Genomic DNA, 21,032 nt, shown 5'->3' with positions numbered 1-21,032 from the left:
CCATCCACAGACCTGCAGGCAGCATCGACGCACGCCAGCAACGCGCTGGGAGGAGCCCTTGGTGGTCGTGGGCGCAGTGTCGAAGGACCACACAGCTGGCCCGGGCAGTCAGTCGGGCTCTCCAGGGGTCTCAGGTGGCCAGGAAGGCCAGCCATATGCCCGACCACAGCGCCGGGCCGTAGGGGATCGTCGTCCCCATGGGATGAGGCCTACGTCGCCGGAGCAGTGCGACGACGATCGAGGCGACGGCGCCCACCGTTGTGCCGGCCAGCAGGGTGGCGCCGACCAGTGTCCACGAGTCCAGGGCGGCGCCAGCAGACAGCATTCCGACCAGGCGGACGTCCCCAAAGCCAAGGGCGCCCGTCAGACGCCAGCACGTCCAGAAGAACAAGGTGGTGACGGCCGCAGCGAGGGTGGAGCGAAGGCCCACAGTCCACGCGTAGCGGGGCGTGACCAGCAGACAACAGGCCAGGGCCGCTGCGGACAGCACCCAGCACCACCGGGTCGCTCGGAGGGGGAGCCACGTGGTGTACAGGTCGCAGGTGACCAACGCACACACGGGGCCCGCCAGGACCAACAGCAAAGGCCACTGCGAGCGAGCCTGTTCCACTGCCAGGAGTGCGCTGCCGGCGGACAGCAGCAACACGACGCACACCGGCCCCTTGGCCGCCAGGCTCGCATAGGGGCGCTTGGTCCAGCCCTCCTGCACCGCGTCCGCCGGCTCGGGCAAGCGGGCGATGACGACGATCAGGAAGAGGCACGCGGCAGCACAGGTGAGCAGCACCGCCACCAACGCGGTGGCGGAAGGAGCAGCCACCGTCATGCCGCCTCGAGGATACGGCTCGGCGGGCTCAAGTCATCCCTCACCGGGCCCACACTAGACTCCTGCAGCTCGTTCTCCAGGATGAGCAGCAGCCGTGCGGTGAGTTCGCTGCACTCGCTGGTGGAGGCCCGGGACAACAGGTCCAGCTCGCGCCGTGCCACCCCCGTGCGTCGGGCGACCTCCAGACGGGAACACTGGCGCTCGAGGCGACGAAGACGGCGACGGGCGGTGGCCGCGGGCACCCGGCGATGACGCAAGCAGCGAACCGAGCGCGCGGAGAGCAAGCAGATGCGCTGGCCATCGATCTGACGAAGGCGGTGGCGCGGGGGAGGGGGATCACTCACCAGACGGGCTGCCACCCGGGTCGGCACACGGGCCAGCCCGGCCACCATCTGCCAAGGCAGCCCGGTCGCGTCCACCAGCATGCGAAAGCTGGTCCGGAAGGGCGCAGCCGGTACCCACCGCTCGTCTGCGGGGATGGTCCCGGAATACCTGCCCTGCCGGACCCGCGTCCCCACTGGGACATCGGGACGGGTACGGGTCGGTAGGGAGGCGAGTACGCCGGACATGGTGTCTCCTGTGGTGATCACGGTGGGTGCGCCTTGCTCCCACGTCGCCAGCCTTCCGAGCGCGTGGCCGCGAGCGCCACCTGCGTCAACACCAGGACAACACGTGGACAACACCGGCCCTGGTCCGCCCCGTCCGGTGCGGGTGCAGTGGACGGGGACGCCAGAAGGGCCCACGCCATGTGGCGTGGACCCTCCCGGTCACGACCTGTCGGACGGCACGCGGTGTGCCGGTCCCGGATCAGCGCTGCGCGCGAGTGAAGCCAGCCTTCTCGGCATCCTCGGTGCTGCGGAACCAGACATCGGCGATGGTGCGCTCATAGCCGGCCGAATCGCTGGTGTGGTACTTCATGGAACGCTCGTTGCCCTTGACGGCGTAGTCGGCCGGGGGCTCGTCGCCCACATAGGAGCCCTCGCCGTACTCATTGAGCACGTTGAGGCTCTCGGCGACGTGCTCCGAAGTGGCCGGGCCACCCTCAGCGCCCATGCGCTCCTCCGGTGAGGGCTCGGTGACGGCGAGCGAGCCGTCGGCGGGCTCGGTCTCGGCGCGGTCCAGGGTGGCGTCCTCGCTGGTGGCGGCGACCCACGTGGCTGAAGCCGGGGACGCTTCGGTGGGGACCGTCTGGTCGCTCTCGTCGGCGCGGTAGGCGTCGCTGGGCTGGTGGGCGGTCCAGGCATCGTCCTTGGTGGCCAGGAACTGGCGCACGGCCACGCCCACGGCGGCGATCACGGTGCCGACGGCGGCCACCTTGGCGACCGACCCGGCGACATTGCGCTTCTTCTTCTCAGGAAGCTCCAGGTCACCGCGCAGGGCAGCAACGGCAGCATGGCTGCGCTTGTTCGCCTCGCTGACGGCCGGGTGGTTCTCGGCCTGGTGGAGCAGCTCGACGAGCTGGGGGACCAGGTCCTCCTGCACCTTGGAGCGAGCCTGCTCCACGGCGGGCTGCACCTTGTCGGCAGCGGCCTCGAGGTGGGGCTCCAGCTGCTTGCGGGCCTTGTTGGCGCCAACGACCGCGGTGGCGGCCAGCGGGGCCACCTTCACCTTCGCGGCATCGGTGGCCGGGCCAAGCTTGTCCTTGGCCTGCTCCGCGTAGGGCGCGAGCTGTTCACGGGCGGACTCGGTCTTCTCGGATGCCGTGCTGAGCAGGGGGGCCAGCGCCTCCAGGGCCTGCTCGAGAATTTCGGTTCCACGCTCAACGGCCGTGTGAGTGGTCTCTGCGGCGGTGTCGCGCACGTCCTTCTTCCGGGACACGTTTCCTCCGATCGTTTGGGAGCTCGTGGTCGAGCACCCCTTCACGCTAGCCAACAAGGGGGTTTGGCAACAGCCCAGCCAGCCCGTCTACCCGCAGAGCGAACAGCAACGGCCCCGGGCGGCAGGTCCGGGCGGCTAGGCTTTCGTGGTGAAGGGCACGGGCCTGCGCCCCCGCGTCGCGGCTCGCGCCTCCCTGACACGAGAGGAATGACTGTGGCAAGCACGGCAACCCTGCACACCAACCACGGCGACATCGTCATCGAGCTCTTCGCCGACCAGGCGCCCAAGACCGTCGAGAACTTCGTCGGCCTGGCCGATGGAACCAAGGACTACATCGACCCCAAGAGCGGTGACACCACCAAGGGCAAGTTCTACGACGGCCTCGGCTTCCACCGAGTCATCGACGGCTTCATGATCCAGGGCGGCTGTCCTCTGGGCACCGGCACCGGCGGCCCCGGCTACCAGTTCGGTGACGAGTTCCACCCGGAGCTCTCCTTCAACCGCCCCTACCTGCTGGCCATGGCCAATGCGGGCCCCGGCACCAACGGGTCGCAGTTCTTCATCACCGTCGCCCCGACCCCGCACCTGAACCGTCGCCACACCATCTTCGGTGAGGTGAGCGACGAGGCCAGCAAGAAGGTTGTCGACGAGATCGCCCAGGTCCCCACCGGCCGCATGGACCGTCCGGTCGAGCCGGTCGTCATCGAGTCGGTCGAGATCGCCTGACCCAGGCTCCCACCACGCCAGACGGGCCGTCCCCTGCAGGGGGCGGCCCGTCGGCATGTCGCCCCGGCGCGCCACTAGGATCGGACAATGATCACCGCAATCTCCTTCGTCAAGGCAGAGGTCTCCCGCATCCCCGAGGTCGCCGAGCAGATCGCATCCCTCGACGGCGTCAGCGAGGTCTACTCAGTCACCGGTGCCATCGACCTGATCGTGATGGTTCGCGTGCGCGACAACGATGCCGTCGCCGAGGTCGTCGCCGACCACCTGAACAAGGTCCCCGGGGTGCTGGAGACCGAGACCCACATCGCCTTCCGCGCCTTCTCCAACCACGACCTCGAGGCCACCTTCTCCCTGGGCAACTGAGCCCGTCTGGTCCCGGCCGAGCAGCAGGCGCGCCAGCTGGCCCTCGGCCAGCCCCACGTTCACCGGCCAGCTCCATTCGCCGTCGAGGTCCATCAGGCGCACCCCGGGACGCTCCAGCCATGCGGCCAGCAACTCACACTCCTCGACGGTGGCCGCGGGCATTCCCTCGCGCGGAGGCAGCACCGTCTCGGCGCGCGCCACCGCCTCACGCGCCACCCGCTGGGGCACCTCGCCCGGCAGGCTGACCACGGCCGCCGCCAGCCGGCCGTGGCGCATGACGTGGATCTGCCAGCCCCCCTCGTCGCGGGGCAGCGCCGCCACGATCTGGGCACAGCGGGCCACCGCAGCCATGCGTTGCCCGCGCAAGGTGACCCGGGCATAGCCCTGCATCCGCTCGGAGAGCACCTGTGCCTCCTCGAAACGCTGCTGTTCCACCAGGCGGGCCATGCGTTGGCTGGTGCGCCCGAGCACCGGACGGACGTCGCGGCTGATCGCCACCCTCACCTGCTCCACGACCTCGGGATAGTCCTGCGCACCCCGGCCGAGCTCGCAGGGGGCCAGGCAGCGCGCCATCTCGGCAAGGGCGCAGGAGGCCGTGGGCCGGGTGGTCGAGAGTCGCTGGGTGCACTGGCGGATCGGGTAGGCGTCGTAGAGCGCCAACATCGCGGACTCGGCCGACTGGCGGTTGTGGAAGGGTCCCCAGTAGTCGCACTGGTCGGCGAGCACCTGGCGCACCACCGAGAGCCGAGGGAAGGCCTCACGGGTCAACTTCACCCACACGAGCTTGTCCTGGTTGCGGGAGCGGCGGTTGTAGCGCGGACGGTGGGCACGGATCAGTCGGAGTTCACGCACCTCCGCCTCCAGCTCGGTGGCGCACGAATGGGCCTCGACGCCGGTGGCGACCCGGACCATCTCCTCGATGCGACCCCGCTTCTCGGCTGCGGTGAAATAGCTGCGCACCCGGGTGCGGATGTTCTTCGACTTGCCCACGTAGAGCACCTCCCGCCGCGTCCCCGTCGACTCCTGGTGGTCGGCATGGAAGCAGTAGACGCCCGGACCGGTGGGCAGCTCCTTGGCCCAGACCCGCTTGGCCCGTCGCTGTGGAGAGACCTTGTGCGTGAACTCCACCAGGTCCTCGAGGGTGTCCACGCCCAGGCTGCCGACCCTCTCGAGCAGGGCATGCAGCACGTCGACGGTGGCCCGGGCATCGGACAGTGCGCGGTGGTTGGGCACGGTGGTGGCCCCGAAATGGGCCGACAGGGTCCCCAGCTTGCAGTTGGCGACCTCGTCGCGCAGCAGGACCTGCCGGGCGAGGGCAACGGTGTCGACCACGACGGGGCCGGGCCACGGAGTGTCGAGCTGGACGCAGGCGCGCTTGAGGAAGCCGATGTCGAAGCCGGCATTGTGGGCCACCAGCACCGCACCACGGGAGAACTCGAGGAAGCTCGGCATCACCTGTCCGATCGTGGGGGAGGCGGCCACCATCCGGTCGGTGATTCCCGTCAGCACGGCGATGGAGGCGGGGATGTGTGCTCCCGGATTGACCAGGGTCTGGAAATCGCCCAGGATCTCGCCGCCGCGCACCTTCACCGCCCCGAACTCGGTGATGGCGCTCTGCTCACCGGTACCAGTGGTCTCCAGGTCGACCACGACGAAGGTCACCTGTGACAGGTGGGTGCCCAGGTCGTCGAAGCTCGGTTGACTGGCTCGGTGGGCGGCGGGACTCATGGGGGAGACGCTATGCACCGGTTCTGACAAAAGCCGCCGGACGACGTGAACAGAACAGGTGTGCGAAAAATGTCAGTGCCGGATGACAGCCTCATGGGCATGGAGAACACGAGTGACGCACGAGGGTCCGTATCCGACCGGACCGAACAGGAAATCCCGTGCCCGGGTGGGTGGCCGCAGCTGGTGGCCTGGGAGGCGGACTGCATCCTGGAGCGGGACTGGAACGGCACGCAACCGGACGAACAAGAGCTGCAGGCGGTCCTGGTTCTCGCCGGCGCAGGCCTGCTGGACGGGCTCGGCGGCCGGGCCCCGGCCAGCGACCGGCCACTGGCGAGCGCCGCCTGAGGGGGCGACGATGCGGCTTGGCTGAAGACCTGGCGAGGCTTTTGGTCGGCGTCTGTGACGCAACCTAGAATTCGACGCGGTGGCCAGCGCGGCCAGCGCGATGGGAGACAGACGGTGGCAAGGTTCACAAAGCTTGGTGCGAGCACGGCAGTGGCCGCGGTGATGGCAGCCTCGCTGTGGTGCGGCAGCCCCGCGGCACAGGCAGACCCTGATGCCGTCGCGCGCGCTCAGGAACAACTGGCCCGCATCGAGGCGGAGAGTTCCGCGATCGACGCCCGATACATCGAACTGCAGGAGAAGCTGGACCAGGCCAGCAAGCGGCTGGCTCGTGCCGACAAGGACCTGGCCAGCCAGGACGCCACCGTCGACGAGTTGAGCAGGAGCCTGGGCCAGTTCGCCGCCGAGCGCTACCAGACCAGCGGGGTCGACATGACCACCCGCCTGCTCACGAGCCAGGACGAGGCGGACTTCCTCGGCCAGCTCGCCCAGGTGCAGTCGGTGACCGATCGCGCGAACCAGCGGGTGCAGGAACTGCAGCTGGCCCAGGCGGACCTCGCCGTGAGCCAGCAGAGCGCCGCCGAGTCCCGCCGCCAGATCGCCGCCGCCAAGTCTGCCCAGGCCAAGGCCTCGCAGGAGTACCACCGCAAGCAGGACGAGGCCCAGAAGGTCCTCGACAAGCTGACGGCCGAGGAGAAGAAGCGTCTGGCCGAGATCGAGCGCAAGCAAGAGGCCGAGCGGCAGGCCAAGGCCAAGAAGGCCATCGAGGCCGCCCGGGCTGCCGAACAGGCTCGCACCGCCGAGGCCGACCGTGCTGCCGAGGCGGCTGCCAGCCCGAGCCCCACCGCCATCCCCAGCTCAAGTAGTGGCGCGGGCACCGGCAGCGAGTCCAGCCCCGAGTCGTCGGCGGGCCCGGCCACCGCCGGCTCGGGACGGGCAGGAACCGCGGTCTCCTTCGCCCTGTCCCAGGTGGGCAAGAGCTATGTGATGGGAGCCACCGGTCCGGGCGCCTATGACTGCTCAGGGCTGATGCTGCGGGCATGGGAGAAGGCGGGCGTCGGCCTGCCCCGCACCTCCCAGGCGCAGTTCGGTGCCGGCACATCCCTTCCCACCAGCCAGCTGCAGCCCGGCGACCTGGTCTTCTACTATTCGGGGATCAGCCATGTCGGAATGTACATCGGCAATGGCATGATCGTCCATGCGGCGAATCCACGCAGCGGCGTCAAGGTGGCGCCCGTCGACCAGATGCCCCTGATGGGGGCTCGCCGCGTCGGTTGAGTCCGGCGGTCAGGAGGGAGCGACGGTGTGCTGAGCATCGGCATCGACATCGGTGGCACCAAGGTGGCAGCCGGCGTCGTCGACGAACGGGGCCAGGTCCTGCGACGGCTCCAGCGCCCCACACCCTCGACCAGTCCGGAAGCGGTCGAGGACGTCATCGTGGAGGTCGTCGAGGAGCTGTGCTCCACACACCAGGCCGTCACCGTGGGCATCGGAGCCGCCGGATGGGTCGACACCGACCAGGCGATCGTGCGCTTCTCGCCCCACCTGGCCTGGCGCAACGAACCGCTCAAGGCCCGGCTGAACCAGCGCATCGAACAGCCCGTGCTGGTGGACAATGACGCGAATGCCGCCGCCTGGGCCGAGTACCGCTTCGGCGCCGGGCGCAATGCGCACGTGATGACCTGCATCACGCTGGGGACCGGTATCGGCGGTGCCCTGGTGATCAATGGCCGGCTCTTTCGTGGGCGTTTCGGCATGGCCGGCGAGTTCGGCCACATGGGTGTCGTGCCCCAGGGCCACTGGTGCCCGTGCGGCAACCGGGGATGCTGGGAGCAGTACGCCTCGGGCAATTCCCTGGTGCGTGACGCGAAGGCCCTCCTGCGCGAGAACTCGCCTCAGGCACAGCCACTGCTGGAACGCATCGACGGCGACATCGACGCTCTGACCGGCCCTGACGTCACCGCCGCCGCCATGGACGGTGACCGGATGTCGGTGGAGCTGATCAGTGACGTCGGCACCTGGCTTGGGCGCGGGCTGGCGAACCTGGCGGCTGCCCTGGACCCGGACCTGTTCGTCGTGGGCGGTGGGGTGAGCGCCGCCGGCGACCTGCTGATGGAACCGGCTCAACAAGCCTTCGACCGCACCCTCACCGGGCGGGGATTCCGGCCCCCGGCCCGGCTGGAGCTCGCGAGCTTCCTCAATGACGCCGGTCTGGTCGGTGCCGCTGACCTGGCGCGCCACTCGATGGACGAGCCCCCTGGTGCCGCCCGCGGCTTCTGGCCGCGTCGCCGGCGAAGGGGTACCGGACTGGGCGGCCTGCTGCACCGACTGGAGCCGGGCGAGGCGATCTCATCGCGTTCCACGCGCTCCCGATGGGCGTCCGCCGCGGCGTCGAGCCAGACCCAGCGCGAGAGCGTCTGGCCGCCGCGCTACTGGAGCGACCAGCACTGGACCGAGTAGTTCGTCGGGCCGGTGCATGGACGATGGGTGGCGCCGCAGGGCTGGGGCTGGAAGGGGCGGTGCCCTCAGACCTGGGCCCCGTCACTTTCCAGCGGCTCACGGTCCTTCGGCAGACTGACCAGCGCCACCACCAGGCCGATCAGGAAGGCGCCGACAGCCCAGCCCACCAGCGGCCCCACTTCGGCGCCGAAGATGGCCCCCAGGAAGACCAGCAGCGCGAAGGACATCAGCAGCGAGCTGGCCAGGAAGGGGCCCTTCGGCATCTCCGCCGGGCGGGGTCGGGGTGGCACGAAGGGCTCATCGGGGTCGTCGGGAACCGCCGCGTCCATCGCCGCGGTCATCGAGAAGTCGTCGCGGGTGCCCGGACGTGCAGCCTCCCGAGGAGCGGGCGCTGCGGCCTCCGACGCCGGGGTGGGGGACAGGTCACGGGGCTCCGTCGATGGCGCGGGTCCGCCCGGCTGGGGGCCGAACTCGGCGTCCATGATCGCCCGGAAACGGGCCTCGGTGTCGTCCGTGGCGCTCATCGGCAGGACGATTCGTCGAAGCAGCTGGTCACGTCCACCAGCCTACGACGAGCACGACGTCGCAGGCAGCACCCGCCACGGGGCGCGGCAGGCCGTCCGCAACCTGCCCAGGCCCTAGTCTGGGAGGCGGCCGCCCCGCCGGGTTCCCCACGCGCGAGGCCAGGAGCAGGAGGACCGATGAGCATCGACGAGCAGAGCCGGGACGAGGCCGGGACCGCCCCCGACATGACGGGGCCCACCCCCGGCACCGAGGTTGGCGGCGGGCCCGCGAGCCCTCCTCCCGAGCAGCCGCCCGCCGGTCCGCAGCTGGTGGCGTGTGCCGCCGAACTCACCCACCAGGCCGCCGAACGGGTACGGGTCCAGGTCGAAGGCGCGGACCTCCTTCCCGCCGAGGGGCCAGCCCTGTTGGTGCTCAACCACCTCTCGCACCTGGACCAGGTGCCTGCCCGCCCGCACGGCCGGCGCATCCACGTCGTCGGCCCTCACCGGGGAACCGCCGCCAGGACCCTGAAGCGGCTGGCCCGACGCTCCGAGCCCGACCAGGACCCCGAGGAGCTGGCCCACACCCGGGCCAAGGCGCTGCTGGAGCAGGGCGAACTGGTCGCGGTCTTCCCCGAGGGGGGACGTTCCCCCGACGGGCGTCTCTACCGGGGCCGGCCCTGGGTGGCCCGGCTCGTGCTCGACACACAGGTGCCCGTGCTGCCGGTCGCGGTGCTGCCACAGCAGTCCCTTGTGGCACGCACCGTCGCCCCACACCTGCGCGTGGGCACGCCGCTCGACCTTGAGCGCTACCGCGCCCTGCCCTGCCCCGAAGGACAGGAACAGCTGGTCTGCCAGATGGTCACCGACCTGCTGATGGAATCGTTGATGGCGCTGTCCGGCCAGACCTACATGGACATCGATGTCGACCGACGGCGTGCCGGACTGCTGGAACAGCGCCGTACCCGCACCGCCGCCACCCGGGCCGAGGCCCGCGCCCGGAGGGCCCGCGAACTGGCCGAGCAACAGCAGCGGATCGCCGACCGGGAGGCCGAGGCCGCCGAGATCGCCCGCGCCCAGGCCCTGGCCGCCGACCTTGCCCGCGACCAGGCCCGGCGCGCTGCCGAGGCCGACGCGCGACGCCAGGCCCTGCGCCAGGTCCGGCTCGACCAGGGCGCGCAGACCAAGGGACGCGACATCACCCGGCCACGCCACCACAGCCCCACCGACGGCAACGACTGAGCATGGCCCTGGGCGCGACCGACGACCTGTTCGACTCCGTCTACCGGGTGCAGGCCCGGATGCGATGGGGGCTGCTTGTCCATGCCGTGGTGGTGAACCTGGCGCGCATCGAACGCGCCGACCATCCCCGGGTGCTGCTGGCGATGTGCCTGGGGATGGGGTTGTGGACCGTCGTGGTCAACCGGCTCCTGCGGGACCCGGACACCCGCCGCTCCTCGGTCTTCTGGGCGGACCTGGCCGTCTCCGCCCTGGTCGTCGCCCTGACCGACTGGACGCTGGGACACGAGGTCTTCCTGCAGACCCAGCTGGGAGTGGGTGGCTTCTGGATGGGGATGCCCTCCCTGGCCTTGGCCGTCTGGTACGGCGCAGGGGTCGGCATGGCCTCCGCGAGCGCCCTGGTGCTGGTCTGCTACCTGCACTCCCTGGAGGAGCTGTGGGTGTGGTCGCTGCTGGTGGTGCAGGCAGTGTGTGCCTGGGCCACAGCCCAGATCGTCACCACGGTGCAGGAGGTCGCCGCCGACCGTGATGCGCGCAATGCGCGCCTGCTCGTACTGGCCGAGCGCGACCGTCTCAACCGCATCGTGCACGACGGCGCCCTGCAGGTGCTGGTCATGGTCGAGCGGGAAGGGCCGGAGCTCGGACCGAAGGGGGAGCGGCTCGCGGCACTGGCCCGGCGGCAGGAGTCCCAGTTGCGTCTGCTGCTGCAGGACCGCACCGTCGACCTGCCAGGAGAGCCTGGCAGCCAGACCGACGTGGTCCAACTGATCGAGGCCCATGCCGACGACCGCGTGACAGTGGCCGCCCCGGCCGGCGAGGTACTCCTGCAGGTTCGCCGCGCCCAAGAACTGGGTGCAGCCGTCAGTGAGGTGCTGCTCAACGTCGAACGCCACGCCGGCCCCGGCGCCCGTGCCTGGATCCTCGTGGAGGTGGAGAACGACGAGCTCTTGGTGAGCATCCGCGATGACGGGGTCGGCATGTCGCGTGAGCAGGTGGCCGATGCCGCCGCCGGGGGACGCCTGGGCATTGGTGCGTCCATCGTGGGACGGCTGGAGGACATCGGGGGCCGGGCCGTGGCACGATCACAGCCAGGACGGGGAGTGGAGTGGGAGCTGCACGTGCCGATGGATGCGCCGGAGGAGCAGTGATGGAGGCTCGACGGGTCATGCTGGTCGACGACCACCCGATGTGGATCGAGGCCCTGGGCGAGGACCTGGTTCAGGCCGGCTTCGAGATCGCGGCCGTCGCCCACGACGGGCAGGAGTGCCTGCGTCGCGCCCGCGCCGCCCGCCCCGACGTCATCGTGATGGACCTGCGCATCCCCGAACCTGACGGCGCCACCTGCATCCAGGTGCTGCTGCGCGACTTCCCCGAGACCAAGGTGCTGGTGGTCTCCGCCTCCGGCGAGCGTGAGGACGTGCTGCGCGCCGTGAAGGCGGGGGCCAAGGGCTACCTGGTGAAGTCGGCCTCCCGCGCCGAGCTCGTCGAGGGGGTCTGCCGCACCGCCCAGGGTGACGCCGTCTTCACCCCCGGCCTGGCCGGACTGGTGCTGGGCGAGTTCCGTCGGATGGCCACCATCGCCCACGACCCCGGCGCCGAGGGTCCCCAGCTCACCCCGCGCGAGACCGACGTGCTGCGTCGCGTCGCCAAGGGCATGGCCTATCGCGAGATCGCCGAGGAGCTCTTCGTCAGCCACCGCACCGTGCAGAACCACGTGCAGAACGTGCTGCGCAAGCTGCAGCTGCACAATCGTGTCGAGTTGACGCTCTACGCGCTGGAGGTCGGCCTGGCCGAGCCTGAGGACCCCCGCTGAGGCATGGCCGGCACAGGCCGACGACCTGGTGTCCAGTCGTCGCGTGGACGGGCGCCCGCCAGCGTGGACGCGCGGCTAGGCTGACTGCCATGTCTTCCCGAGTGCCTTCCCTGGACGAATTGCGCGCACTGCCCAAGGTGCAGCAGCCCACCTACCAGGACGCCGACGAACTGGCCGCGGTCACTGACCAGCTGCGCACCCTGCCCCCGCTGGTCTTCGCCGGTGAGTGCGACGAGTTGCGCGAGAAGCTCGCGGAGGTGGCCGAGGGCCGCGCCTTCCTGTTGCAGGGAGGTGACTGCGCCGAGACCTTCGACACGGTGACCGGTGACAACGTCAAGGGCAAGCTGCGCGTGCTGCTCAGCATGGCCGTCGTGATGACCTATGCCGCGCAGGTGCCGGTGGTCAAGGTGGGACGAATCGCCGGCCAGTACGCCAAGCCGCGCAGCAAGGACACCGAGACCCGCGACGGCGTCACCCTGCCCGCCTACCGTGGCGATGCGGTCAACGGCTTCGACTTCACCGAGCAGAGCCGTCGCCACGACCCCAAGCGCCTGGTGGGTGTCTACCACGCCTCGGCCGCCACGCTGAACCTGGTGCGTGCCTTCGTCAAGGGCGGTTTCGCCGACCTGCGCACCATCCACTCGTGGAATGCCGACTTCGTGCGCAATTCCAATGTGGAGAGCCGCTACGAGCAGCTGGCCAATGAGATCGAGCGTGCCCTGGCCTTCATGGTGACCACCGGCGTGAGCGACCAGACCCTGTCCGAGGTGGACTTCTACGCCAGCCACGAGGCCCTGCTGCTCGACTACGAGCACGCCATGACCCGCATCGACTCGCGCTCCCAGCTGCCCTACGACACTTCCGGGCACATGGTGTGGATCGGCGAGCGCACCCGGCAGCTGGACGGCGCTCACGTCGAGCTGCTGCGCCACGTGCAGAACCCGATCGGCATCAAGCTGGGCCCCACCAGCACGCCCGAGGATGCCATCGCCCTGGCCGATGCTCTCGATCCCGACCGCGTGCCCGGCCGCATCACCTTCATCACCCGCATGGGTGCGGCGAACGTGCGCGAGAAGCTGCCTGCGCTGGTCAAGGGCATCGAGGCCAGCGGACGCAAGGTGGTGTGGGTCTGCGACCCGATGCACGGCAACACCTTCGAGACCGACAACGGCTTCAAGACCCGCTCCTACTCCGACGTCGTGGAGGAGCTCAACGGCTTCTTCGACGTCCACCACGAGCTGGGCACCTGGCCCGGTGGCGTGCACGTCGAGTTGACCGGCGACGACGTCACCGAGTGCCTGGGCGGTGCCTTCCAGCTCGCCGAGGCCGACCTCGCCAACCGCTACCAGACCACCTGCGACCCGCGGCTCAACCGCAACCAGTCGCTGGAGCTGGCCTTCATGGTGGCCGAGCGGCTGTCCGACGGAAGGATCCGTCGCCCCAACCTGATCGACGAGTTCCGCAACCTCGACTTCTGAGGAGGATGATGATGCCCGGCATGATCGACCTGCGGTCCGACACCATCACCCGTCCGACCCAGGAGATGCGCCGGGCCATGCTGGAGGCGCCCGTCGGGGACGACGTCTACGGCGAGGACGAAACGGTCGCCGAGCTGGAGGCCAGGGTCGCCGGCCTGATGGGCCACCAGGCGGGCCTGTTCTGCGCGACCGGCTCGCTGGCGAACCTGCTGGGCATCTGGCTGCACGTGCCGCCGGGCGGTGAGGTGCTGTGCGACCAGCAGGCCCACATCGTGCGGGCCGAGATGGGGGCGCACGCCAGCCTGCACGGGATCACCACGCGCACCTGGACCAGTGCGCATGGGATCGCCGGTGCCTCGACGGTCTCGGCGGCCGTCGCCCCCCACAACGGGCCCTTCCTGGTGCGCACTACGGCGATCGAGGTGGAGAACACCCACAACTTCGGCGGCGGCACCATCCAGTCGCTGCAGACCCTGCGGGGCATCCGGCAGGTGGCCGACGAGCACGGCCTGGCGATGCACCTGGATGGGGCCAGGTTGTGGAATGCGCACGTCGCCACGGGTGAGTCGCTGCGGGAGCACGGGGCGCTCTTCGAGACCGCCAGCCTGTGCCTGAGCAAGGGGCTGGGCGCGCCGGTGGGCTCGGTGCTCACCGGATCGGCCGAGCACATCGCCCGGGCCCGGGTGCAGCGCAAGCGCCTGGGCGGTGGCTGGCGGCAGGCGGGGATGCTCGCAGCCGCCGGGCTGTACGCGCTGGACCACCACGTGGAGCGCCTTGCCCAGGACCATGCCGCCGCCCGCGGTTTCGCCGAGCAGGTGGCGCTGGCAGCGCCGGGAGCCTGCGCTCCCGAGGAGGTCGCCACCAACATCGTGGTGGTCTCCACCGGGACCCGCCCGGCCGCCGATGTCGTGGCCGCAGCGGGGGAGCGGGGCATCCGCCTCTCGGTAGTGGGTGGCCACCTGGTGCGCGCCGTCACCCACCTGGACGTGACCGGTGAGCAGTGCCGCGAGGCGGGCCGGGTCCTGGGGGAAGTGCTGTCATGAGCAGCCCTTCGCTCAGGCGATTGGTGGTGGGCGACGAGCAGGAGGTGCTCAATGCCTTCATCGGTGACGTCTCGATGGACCGCCAGGGTGGCATCGCCTCTCTGGAGCAGGCGCGCGCCTATGTGGAGCGCCTGGCCTCCGTCGACGCCCCGCACATGGCCTGGGCCGTGGTGGACGAGGACGACCGGCTCTGTGGGCTGGTGGCGATCACCGTCGAACCCGACGAGGTGGGCTGGTTCTGGTACTGGATGGCCAAGCGCTGCCGGGGGCGGGGATGGACCAGCCGCGCCGCCGCGACGGTGGCCAGCTGGGCCCTGGACGAGGTGGGCCTGTACCGGCTCGAACTGGGCCACCGCGCCGACAACCCCGCCTCCGGAATCGTCGCGGAACGGGCCGGTTTCGTCCGGGAGGGCATCCAGCGCGAGAAGTTCCTGGTCGACGGCCAGCGGGTGGATGCGATCAGCTATTCACGCCTGCGCAGCGATCCCTGGCCCGCGCTGGAGGCGTTGCCGATGCGCTGAGGCCTACGCGGGTCTGCTCGACAGCCTTGGTATGGGGCAGCAGACTGGGGACATGAAGATCACCCAGCTTGGACACTCCGCCCTGCTCGTCGAGACCTCCGAGCAGCGCGTGCTCATCGACCCGGGAGCCTTCAGCGATGCCTGGCACGGGCTCACCGACCTGGACGCGATCCTGGTCACCCACCAGCACCCGGACCACGCCGACCCCGAGAACCTGCCCGCCTTGGTCAAGGCCAATCCGGCTGCGAAGGTGCTGGTCGAGCCCGGTGTGATCGAGGCCGTCGACCTGGCTGACCGCGGCGAGGGCCTCACCGCCGACAGCTCCGTCTCGCTGGGGGGCCTGAAGGTCTCCGCCGTGGGTGGGCGCCATGCCGTCATCCACCGCGACATCCCGATGATCGGCAATGTCGGCCTGGTGCTCGAGGCCGAGGGGGAGCCGACGCTCTTCCACCCCGGCGACTCCTTGGAGGTCGCCCCGGCCGGCATCGACCTGCTCGCCATTCCCGCCTTCGGGCCGTGGGCGGCGATGAAGGAGACCGTCGACTTCGTGCGCGACGTCGACGCGCCCCACGGCTTCCTGATCCACGACGGCCTGCTCAACGAGCGCGGCTGGAAGCTGCTGCACACCCAGGTCGGCAACCTCGGCCCCACCGAGATCGCCGACCACCGCGACCAGCAGCCCTTCCAGGCCTGAGGCCGCCTCGGCGCCCGGCTTCGCACCCCTCGGGTGGACGAGGGGTGCGAAGCGGCAGTCCGGTGAAGCGGCGTCAAAGGCGAGGATGCGCGAGGCTGCCCGACGAAGGGGGGCCTGCGCATCCGAGAGCAGCCATGAGCCGGAGCTGACGCGAAGCCCCCCGGGCCCAGAGTAGGGCGGGGCGAGGCGGCCTCAGATCACCCAGAGCGTGACCGTCGAGCCCTGCTTGGCCTGCTGGCCCTGGGTGGGGGAGGCCGCCTTCACCTTGTCCTCACGCAACCACTCTGGGGTGGCGTGGACCACCTTCACCTTGAAGCCCGTGCTGGTCAGGGCATCGGAGGCCTTCTTCTCCGTCAGGCCGGCGACCGTGGGCACAGCGACCATCACCGGCCCGGTCGAGACCGTCAGGGTGATGGTGCCGCCCTTCCTGCCGGTGCCGCCATTGGGGTTCTGGCTGATCACCTTGCCCTTGTCGACCTCGTCGGAGTGCTGCTCCTCGGTCTTCACCAGGAAACCGGCGCCCTCCAGGTCCTTGCGGGCCCGCTCGGCCGACTTGCCGGTGAAGTCCTCGATGCTGATGGGGCGGGGACCCTTGCTGACCACGAGGTCGATCTCGGTGCCGCGCTTGAGCTCAGTGCCCTTGGACTGGCTGACCGTGGCGATGATGCCCTGCGGCACCTCCTCGTTGTAGTCCTCGGTGACCTTGCCGACCGCCAGGTTGTTCTTCTCGATCGCATCACGGGCCTTGGACTCGTCCATGCCCACCACCGACGGCATCAGGTAGCGCTCGGGCCCCTTGGAGACCCAGGCCTGCACGGTGCCGTCCTTCAGCACCCGATCCCCGGCACGCGGCTCGGTGCGGATGACGGTGCCCTTCGGCACCGTCTCGGAGAACTCCTGGGTGGTCTCCAGCTGCAGGCCCTGCTGCTGGGCCAGGGCGACGGCCTGGGCCTGCGGATGACTCGCCAAGTCGGGCGTGGCCTCGTAGCGGCCACTGTTCCACCACCAGCCCCCAGCCACGGCCCCGACCAAAAGCAGGGCGAGCAGGACCAGCACCAGGGCGCGACGGCGACGGTGGGTGCGTCGACGCTCCCCGGCGGGCGAGGCGCCGGCAGAGCGTCCATCCGGGGTAGTGCCGGAGGCAGCCGCGGCGGGAACCCACGGCGTCGACTGCTCCCACGAACCACTGTCCTCCACGGCAAAGGCGGCCCCCGTGCGGGCGGCCTCGGCCCTGGCGTCCAGGGGCATCGACGCGTCGATGCGGGTCGGGGGATCATCCCGGCGGGGGGCCGGGGGTGTGGACGGCTGGGCGGTGTCTCGTACGGCCGGCTGCACCTGCGTCGCCGCGAGGTGGACCGTCGTGGGCGGGCCGTCCGGCACTGCCGGGCTGGCCGGCGGTGGTGCCTGGTCGATCGAGGCCCGCATCTGGCGGGTCAGGTCGGGGTCGTCGAGGATGCCGTGACCCAGGGCCTTGCGAGCCGTGCGCACCAGGCGCAGCAGTTCGCGACCGTCCGCAGGACGCTCCTCGGGGCGACGGCGTGTGCAGGCCACCACCAGCGCGTCCAGGTAGGGCGGGATGATGCGGCGCGAATCCATCGAGCGGGGATCATTGCCCGCCAGCAGCGTGGATGGGGCGGGGATGTCGTTGTGGACATGGCTGTAGGCCACCTGGATCGGCGTCTCACCGGCGTGCGGCTTCTTGCCCGTGAGCATCTCGAAAAGCACCACGCCCGCGGAGTAGACGTCACTGCGCACGTCGGCGCGCCCGGTGGTGACCAGTTCGGGCGGGAGATAGCTGACGGTGCCGATCAGCAGACCCTGCGTGGCCGTCGCGGTCTGGCTGGTGACCGCACGGGCCAGGCCGAAGTCGGCGACCTTGATCTGCCCGCGGTCGCTGATCAGCACGTTCTCGGGCTTCACATCACGGTGCACCAGGCCGGCCTCGTGGGCGCTGGCCAGGGCGCTGGCCATCGACTCCACCACCTGCAGCGCACGCAGCGGCGGCAGCGGGGCCTCGCGCGTGATCGCATGGCGCAGCGTGCAGCCCTGGACGAATTCCATGACGATGTAGGGCCGGTCGATGTCGACACCCTGGTCGAAGACGCTCACCACGTGTGGATTGCTCAAGGTGGCGGCGCTGCGCGCCTCACGGTCGAACTTGCGCGCGAACTCCGCATCGTCGCCCAGCCCGTCGTGCATCACCTTGACGGCGACGACCCGCGTCAGGCGGCGGTCCTGCGCACGGTAGACCGTGGCCATTCCGCCACGAGCCAGCTTCGCAAGGATCTCGTAGCGACCATCCAGCACACGGCCGACCATGGGGTCGCCCAAGCTCGTTGCGGTCACACCTGCTCCAAACACGGTCGGGGAAGAGAAGGCCGTGTCAGCCCTTCGAGGAAGTCCTCACCCAGCAGTGTATGTGCACACCCGTGGAGGTGGTGGACAGCCACGCTGCGCCGAGCCCCGCCATCGGGAGGGGGATGGGCTTCGCTGGTGGGTGAAAGCGGTGACGGTGATGCACCCGAGGCCTAGTGTTGAACCGTGACTGCACTGATGGGACTGACCAGCCGCCTCAAGGTGGCAAAGCTGCACCTGATCACCGACGTGCGCCGGGAGCAGGGCGACTTTCGCGAGTTCGTCGTCGAAGCCCTGCACGGCGGGGTCGACCTGCTGCAGGTGCGTGACGCCCGCGCCCGTGAGGAGGAGCTCGCCGAGGCCCTGGCCATCGCCCAGAGCGCGGCGCTGCAGCTCAATGCCACCGTCGTGGCGGGAACCTCACTGTCCGTGGCCGAACGTTTCCGGGCCGACGTGGTGCACGTGGGTGCGGCCGGGTCGAGCGTTGACAGTGCGCGCCGTGTGCTGCCCCAGCACTCCCTGGTGGGGCGCTCGGTGCACGACTCCGCGGCACTGCGGAAGACTCGCGCCGACTACCTGATGGTCGGACCCGTCTTCGGCGAGAGTTTCGAGGGGGTGCGCTTCCCGGGTCTCGACTTGGTGCGCGACGCCGCCGCCACCCACCGGGTGGACGACCCGCGTGGCACCCCGTGGTTCGCGGTGGGCGGCATCGATGCCGGCACCATCGAGCGCGTGGTGGAGGCCGGTGCCCTGCGCGTGGCCGTCAGCTCCGCCATCACCCGCGCCGCCGATCCCCAGTCCAGCGCTGCTGCCCTGAAGAAGGTGCTGCTCGAAGCCTGGGGCCGCACGCCGGGCATGGAGGAGTATGCCCTCAAGGCCTTCGGTGGTGGGCAGGGCCTGTCCTTCGCACCCCGCCGCGTCGCCGGCTCCTGAGACGCACACTCCTCACCACCCGGGCGGGAGCGAGCCGCCGGGCCCGGTGGTGGTGAGGGGTGCAGTGGTCGCGCTGGTCAGTGGTCGCGCCGCACGCAGGCCTCGGCGAGCGCCGTGAGCGCCACCCGGCCCCCCTCGGTGACTTCGGCGCGTTCCAGCGCCGCCATCGCCTGCTCGTGGGCGGCATCGATGGTCGCCTCGACGGTTTCCTTGGCGCCAGAGGCGGTGATGATCTCGCGGCCCCGCTGCACCTGGTCAGCGCCCAGGGTGGCGTCGCCCAGCATCGCGTCCAGCTCGGCGGCCTGCCCGGCCGGCGCGTTGGCCAGTGCGTGGGCCACCAGGACGGTGCGCTTGCCCTCGCGCAGGTCATCGCCAGCGGGCTTTCCGGTGAGCTCCTCGTCGCCGAAGATGCCCAGCAGGTCGTCGCGGAACTGGAAGGCGCGCCCGATCGGCGAGGCGAAGGCCGCCAAATGCCCCTGCAACTGCTCGTCGGCGCCACCCAGAGCGGCCCCGAACTGCAGGGGACGCTGCACGGTGTACCGATTGGTCTTGTACTCCACCACCCGATTGGCCGTGGTCAGGGCCTCCGCCAGGGTGGCGGTGGCCGGGGCGGACTGGGCAATGACATCGAGGAACTGACCGCAGGTCACCTCCGTGCGCATTGCCTCCACCCACGGGCGCGCCCGGTCCAGACGGACCGGGTCCAGGCCGCTGCGGGCCAGCATCTGCTCGCTCCACACCAGCAGCAGGTCGCCCAGCAGGATCGCCCCAGCCCGTCCGAAGGCCTCCGGCAGTCCACGGCCGGTGCGCTCCCGGTGCAGCTGCTCGAACTGCAGGTGGGCGGCCGGGACCCCGCGCCGGGTGTCGGAGGAGTCCATCACGTCGTCGTGCATCAGGGCGCTGACGTGCAGCACGTCGAGGCTGGCGGCCGCCGTCACCAGCGGCTCCGGGTCCTCGGGGGCACCACCCGCCGCCACCCGCCCCCAGTAACAGAAGGCCGGACGAATCCGCTTGCCACCTCCGGTGAAGACGCGCGCCAGCTCCAGCGGCAGGTCGAGCTCGACACCGATGCTCGCCAGTTCGGGCTCGCGCTCGTCGAGGAAGCCACTGATCCGGGCCTGGACAGCCGCGCGGAAGTCGGCGCCGGCGGGATCGGTGGGGTGGAAGTGCTCAACGATGGCCATGCCCCGAGCCTACTGGCCCCCGCGACGAAGTCCACGGCTGCGATCCTGTCCACGGCAGTGGCGGTGGACAGGAGGCAGCCGGTGGAAGCCCTAGTCTGGAGCCCATGTCCGCACGCTCCACCATTGCAGAACTGTTGAGCACGCAGGAGAGGCCCCTGGTCGGCTTCGAGTTCCTGCCCCCGCGCAGTGACGACGGCTGGGAGCGCGTGCACACCGCCGTCGAGCGGCTGGAGCCGCTGGCGCCCGACTTCGTCTCGGTCACCTATGGCGCCTCCGGCACCAACCGCGACCGCACCGTCGAGACCACCCGGCGCCTGGCCGAGACCAGCACGATCCCGGTGATGGGCCACCTCACCTGCGCCTCGCAGAGCCGCTCCCACCTGGAGGGCGTGATCGACGACTATGCCAGTGCCGGTGTGGACCACGTGCTCGCGATTCGCGGCGACATGCCCGGCGGGCCCACCGTGCCCTGGCAGAGGCATCCCGAGGGCCTGGCCAATGCCACCGAGCTGGTGAGGCTGGTCAAGCAGCGGGGCGAGTTCTGCGTCGGGGTGGCCGCCTTCCCCGATGTTCACCCGGAGAAGTCCGACGCCGACCTGGACGCGCGGATCCTGGTGGACAAGGCCGAGGCGGGAGCCGAGTTCGCCATCACCCAGCTCTTCTTCAACCCCGACGCCTACTTCGACCTGGTGCAGCGCGTGCGCAGCCTCGGCTGCCAGATCCCCATCATCGCGGGAATCCAGCCGATCAGCACGATCAAGCAGGTGGAGCGTTTCGAGGAGCTCAGCGGCGCGCCCGTGCCGCGACAGGTGAAGATGCGCCTGGCCGAGGTCGCCGACGATCCTGCCCGGGTGCGCCAGGTGGGCTCGCGGATCGCCACCGAGATCGCGGTCACGCTGCTGCGCGGCGGGGCCCCGGGCCTGCAGTTCTTCACCCAGAACCGCTCGCTGGCCACCCGCGAGATCTACGCGATGCTGCTGGAGCGCCGCTGGTGAGGCCCTCACCAGTC

The 21,032-nt window shown here is 70.4% G+C and carries 19 protein-coding genes and 2 pseudogenes; 14 read left to right on the top strand and 7 right to left on the bottom strand.

Translation table 11 applies throughout. The features are described from left to right. Nucleotides 1-130: 130 nt before the first annotated feature. From ACYVKA_RS07490 to ACYVKA_RS07480, 3 genes are all read right to left on the bottom strand, one after another. Nucleotides 131-817, bottom strand: a complete 687-nt coding sequence (locus tag ACYVKA_RS07490) for a hypothetical protein (protein WP_460704261.1) — start codon at nucleotides 815-817, stop codon at nucleotides 131-133. Nucleotides 818-819: 2 nt separating this feature from the next. Further along, complete coding sequence (locus ACYVKA_RS07485) at nucleotides 820-1,392, bottom strand: hypothetical protein (RefSeq protein ID WP_460704259.1); 573 nt, start codon at nucleotides 1,390-1,392, stop codon at nucleotides 820-822. A 238-nt stretch (nucleotides 1,393-1,630) separates the two neighbouring features. After that, a complete protein-coding gene (locus ACYVKA_RS07480; RefSeq protein WP_460704257.1) occupies nucleotides 1,631-2,641 on the bottom strand; it encodes a sunset domain-containing protein in 1,011 nt (336 codons plus the stop codon). A gap of 213 nt (nucleotides 2,642-2,854) precedes the next feature. Here ACYVKA_RS07480 and ACYVKA_RS07475 point away from each other — a divergent pair, with 213 nt between their 5' ends. After that, nucleotides 2,855-3,367: a peptidylprolyl isomerase gene (locus tag ACYVKA_RS07475; protein WP_394275668.1), complete on the top strand. Its 513-nt coding sequence runs from the start codon at nucleotides 2,855-2,857 to the stop codon at nucleotides 3,365-3,367. Between the two features lie 87 nt (nucleotides 3,368-3,454). Continuing rightward, on the top strand, nucleotides 3,455-3,730 hold the full coding sequence (locus ACYVKA_RS07470; RefSeq protein ID WP_394275669.1) for an Lrp/AsnC family transcriptional regulator: 276 nt from the start codon (nucleotides 3,455-3,457) through the stop codon (nucleotides 3,728-3,730). Nucleotides 3,731-3,775: 45 nt separating this feature from the next. Here the strand turns inward: ACYVKA_RS07470 and ACYVKA_RS07465 are convergent. Next, nucleotides 3,776-5,458: pseudogene (locus ACYVKA_RS07465) on the bottom strand (DEDD exonuclease domain-containing protein); the annotation flags it as partial. 99 nt (nucleotides 5,459-5,557) lie between these two features. On the opposite strand from ACYVKA_RS07465, the gene ACYVKA_RS07460 reads away from it, so the two are divergent. The 3 genes and pseudogenes from ACYVKA_RS07460 to ACYVKA_RS07450 form a co-directional block, all read left to right on the top strand. Next, nucleotides 5,558-5,803, top strand: a complete 246-nt coding sequence (locus tag ACYVKA_RS07460; RefSeq protein WP_460704255.1) for a hypothetical protein — start codon at nucleotides 5,558-5,560, stop codon at nucleotides 5,801-5,803. A gap of 114 nt (nucleotides 5,804-5,917) precedes the next feature. Further along, a complete protein-coding gene (locus ACYVKA_RS07455; RefSeq protein WP_460704253.1) occupies nucleotides 5,918-7,078 on the top strand; it encodes a C40 family peptidase in 1,161 nt (386 codons plus the stop codon). Between the two features lie 27 nt (nucleotides 7,079-7,105). Beyond that, nucleotides 7,106-8,092, top strand: a pseudogene (locus tag ACYVKA_RS07450) (ROK family glucokinase); the annotation flags it as partial. Between the two features lie 233 nt (nucleotides 8,093-8,325). Here the strand turns inward: ACYVKA_RS07450 and ACYVKA_RS07445 are convergent. Continuing rightward, nucleotides 8,326-8,784 (bottom strand): hypothetical protein, encoded by a 459-nt coding sequence (locus ACYVKA_RS07445; protein WP_460704251.1) that lies wholly within the window; start codon nucleotides 8,782-8,784, stop codon nucleotides 8,326-8,328. 177 nt (nucleotides 8,785-8,961) lie between these two features. On the opposite strand from ACYVKA_RS07445, the gene ACYVKA_RS07440 reads away from it, so the two are divergent. From ACYVKA_RS07440 to ACYVKA_RS07410, 7 genes are all read left to right on the top strand, one after another. Next, on the top strand, nucleotides 8,962-10,005 hold the full coding sequence (locus ACYVKA_RS07440) for a lysophospholipid acyltransferase family protein (RefSeq protein WP_460704249.1): 1,044 nt from the start codon (nucleotides 8,962-8,964) through the stop codon (nucleotides 10,003-10,005). 2 nt (nucleotides 10,006-10,007) lie between these two features. Continuing rightward, entirely contained in the window at nucleotides 10,008-11,150 is a 1,143-nt protein-coding gene (locus tag ACYVKA_RS07435; protein ID WP_460704247.1) for a sensor histidine kinase, read from the top strand. Further along, nucleotides 11,150-11,815, top strand: coding sequence for a response regulator (locus tag ACYVKA_RS07430; protein ID WP_460704245.1), 666 nt, complete (start codon nucleotides 11,150-11,152; stop codon nucleotides 11,813-11,815). Before ACYVKA_RS07435 ends, ACYVKA_RS07430 begins: the two co-directional genes overlap by 1 nt. 89 nt (nucleotides 11,816-11,904) lie before the next feature. Beyond that, nucleotides 11,905-13,293 carry a class II 3-deoxy-7-phosphoheptulonate synthase gene (locus tag ACYVKA_RS07425; RefSeq protein ID WP_394275677.1) on the top strand — a complete coding sequence of 463 codons (1,389 nt, stop codon included), beginning with the start codon at nucleotides 11,905-11,907 and terminating at the stop codon, nucleotides 13,291-13,293. Between the two features lie 20 nt (nucleotides 13,294-13,313). Further along, nucleotides 13,314-14,336 carry a threonine aldolase family protein gene (locus tag ACYVKA_RS07420; protein ID WP_394275678.1) on the top strand — a complete coding sequence of 341 codons (1,023 nt, stop codon included), beginning with the start codon at nucleotides 13,314-13,316 and terminating at the stop codon, nucleotides 14,334-14,336. Then, nucleotides 14,333-14,857 carry a GNAT family N-acetyltransferase gene (locus ACYVKA_RS07415; protein WP_460704243.1) on the top strand — a complete coding sequence of 175 codons (525 nt, stop codon included), beginning with the start codon at nucleotides 14,333-14,335 and terminating at the stop codon, nucleotides 14,855-14,857. Before ACYVKA_RS07420 ends, ACYVKA_RS07415 begins: the two co-directional genes overlap by 4 nt. Nucleotides 14,858-14,909: 52 nt before the next feature. Continuing rightward, entirely contained in the window at nucleotides 14,910-15,551 is a 642-nt protein-coding gene (locus tag ACYVKA_RS07410) for an MBL fold metallo-hydrolase (protein WP_460704241.1), read from the top strand. 192 nt (nucleotides 15,552-15,743) lie between these two features. Here the strand turns inward: ACYVKA_RS07410 and pknB are convergent, their stop codons facing one another. Further along, on the bottom strand, nucleotides 15,744-17,897 hold the full coding sequence (pknB, locus tag ACYVKA_RS07405; protein WP_460704239.1) for a Stk1 family PASTA domain-containing Ser/Thr kinase: 2,154 nt from the start codon (nucleotides 17,895-17,897) through the stop codon (nucleotides 15,744-15,746). 195 nt (nucleotides 17,898-18,092) lie between these two features. On the opposite strand from pknB, the gene ACYVKA_RS07400 reads away from it, so the two are divergent. Continuing rightward, nucleotides 18,093-18,839 (top strand): thiamine phosphate synthase, encoded by a 747-nt coding sequence (locus ACYVKA_RS07400; RefSeq protein ID WP_460704237.1) that lies wholly within the window; start codon nucleotides 18,093-18,095, stop codon nucleotides 18,837-18,839. A gap of 77 nt (nucleotides 18,840-18,916) precedes the next feature. On the opposite strand, the gene ACYVKA_RS07395 is transcribed toward ACYVKA_RS07400, so the two are convergent. Beyond that, complete coding sequence (locus ACYVKA_RS07395) at nucleotides 18,917-20,023, bottom strand: polyprenyl synthetase family protein (protein WP_460704235.1); 1,107 nt, start codon at nucleotides 20,021-20,023, stop codon at nucleotides 18,917-18,919. Nucleotides 20,024-20,127: 104 nt separating this feature from the next. On the opposite strand from ACYVKA_RS07395, the gene ACYVKA_RS07390 reads away from it, so the two are divergent. After that, complete coding sequence (locus tag ACYVKA_RS07390) at nucleotides 20,128-21,018, top strand: methylenetetrahydrofolate reductase (protein WP_394275684.1); 891 nt, start codon at nucleotides 20,128-20,130, stop codon at nucleotides 21,016-21,018. Nucleotides 21,019-21,032 lie beyond the last annotated feature (14 nt).

It is taken from the genome of Luteococcus sediminum (assembly GCF_054783495.1).
This window is presented reverse-complemented; position numbering and strand designations above follow the sequence as displayed.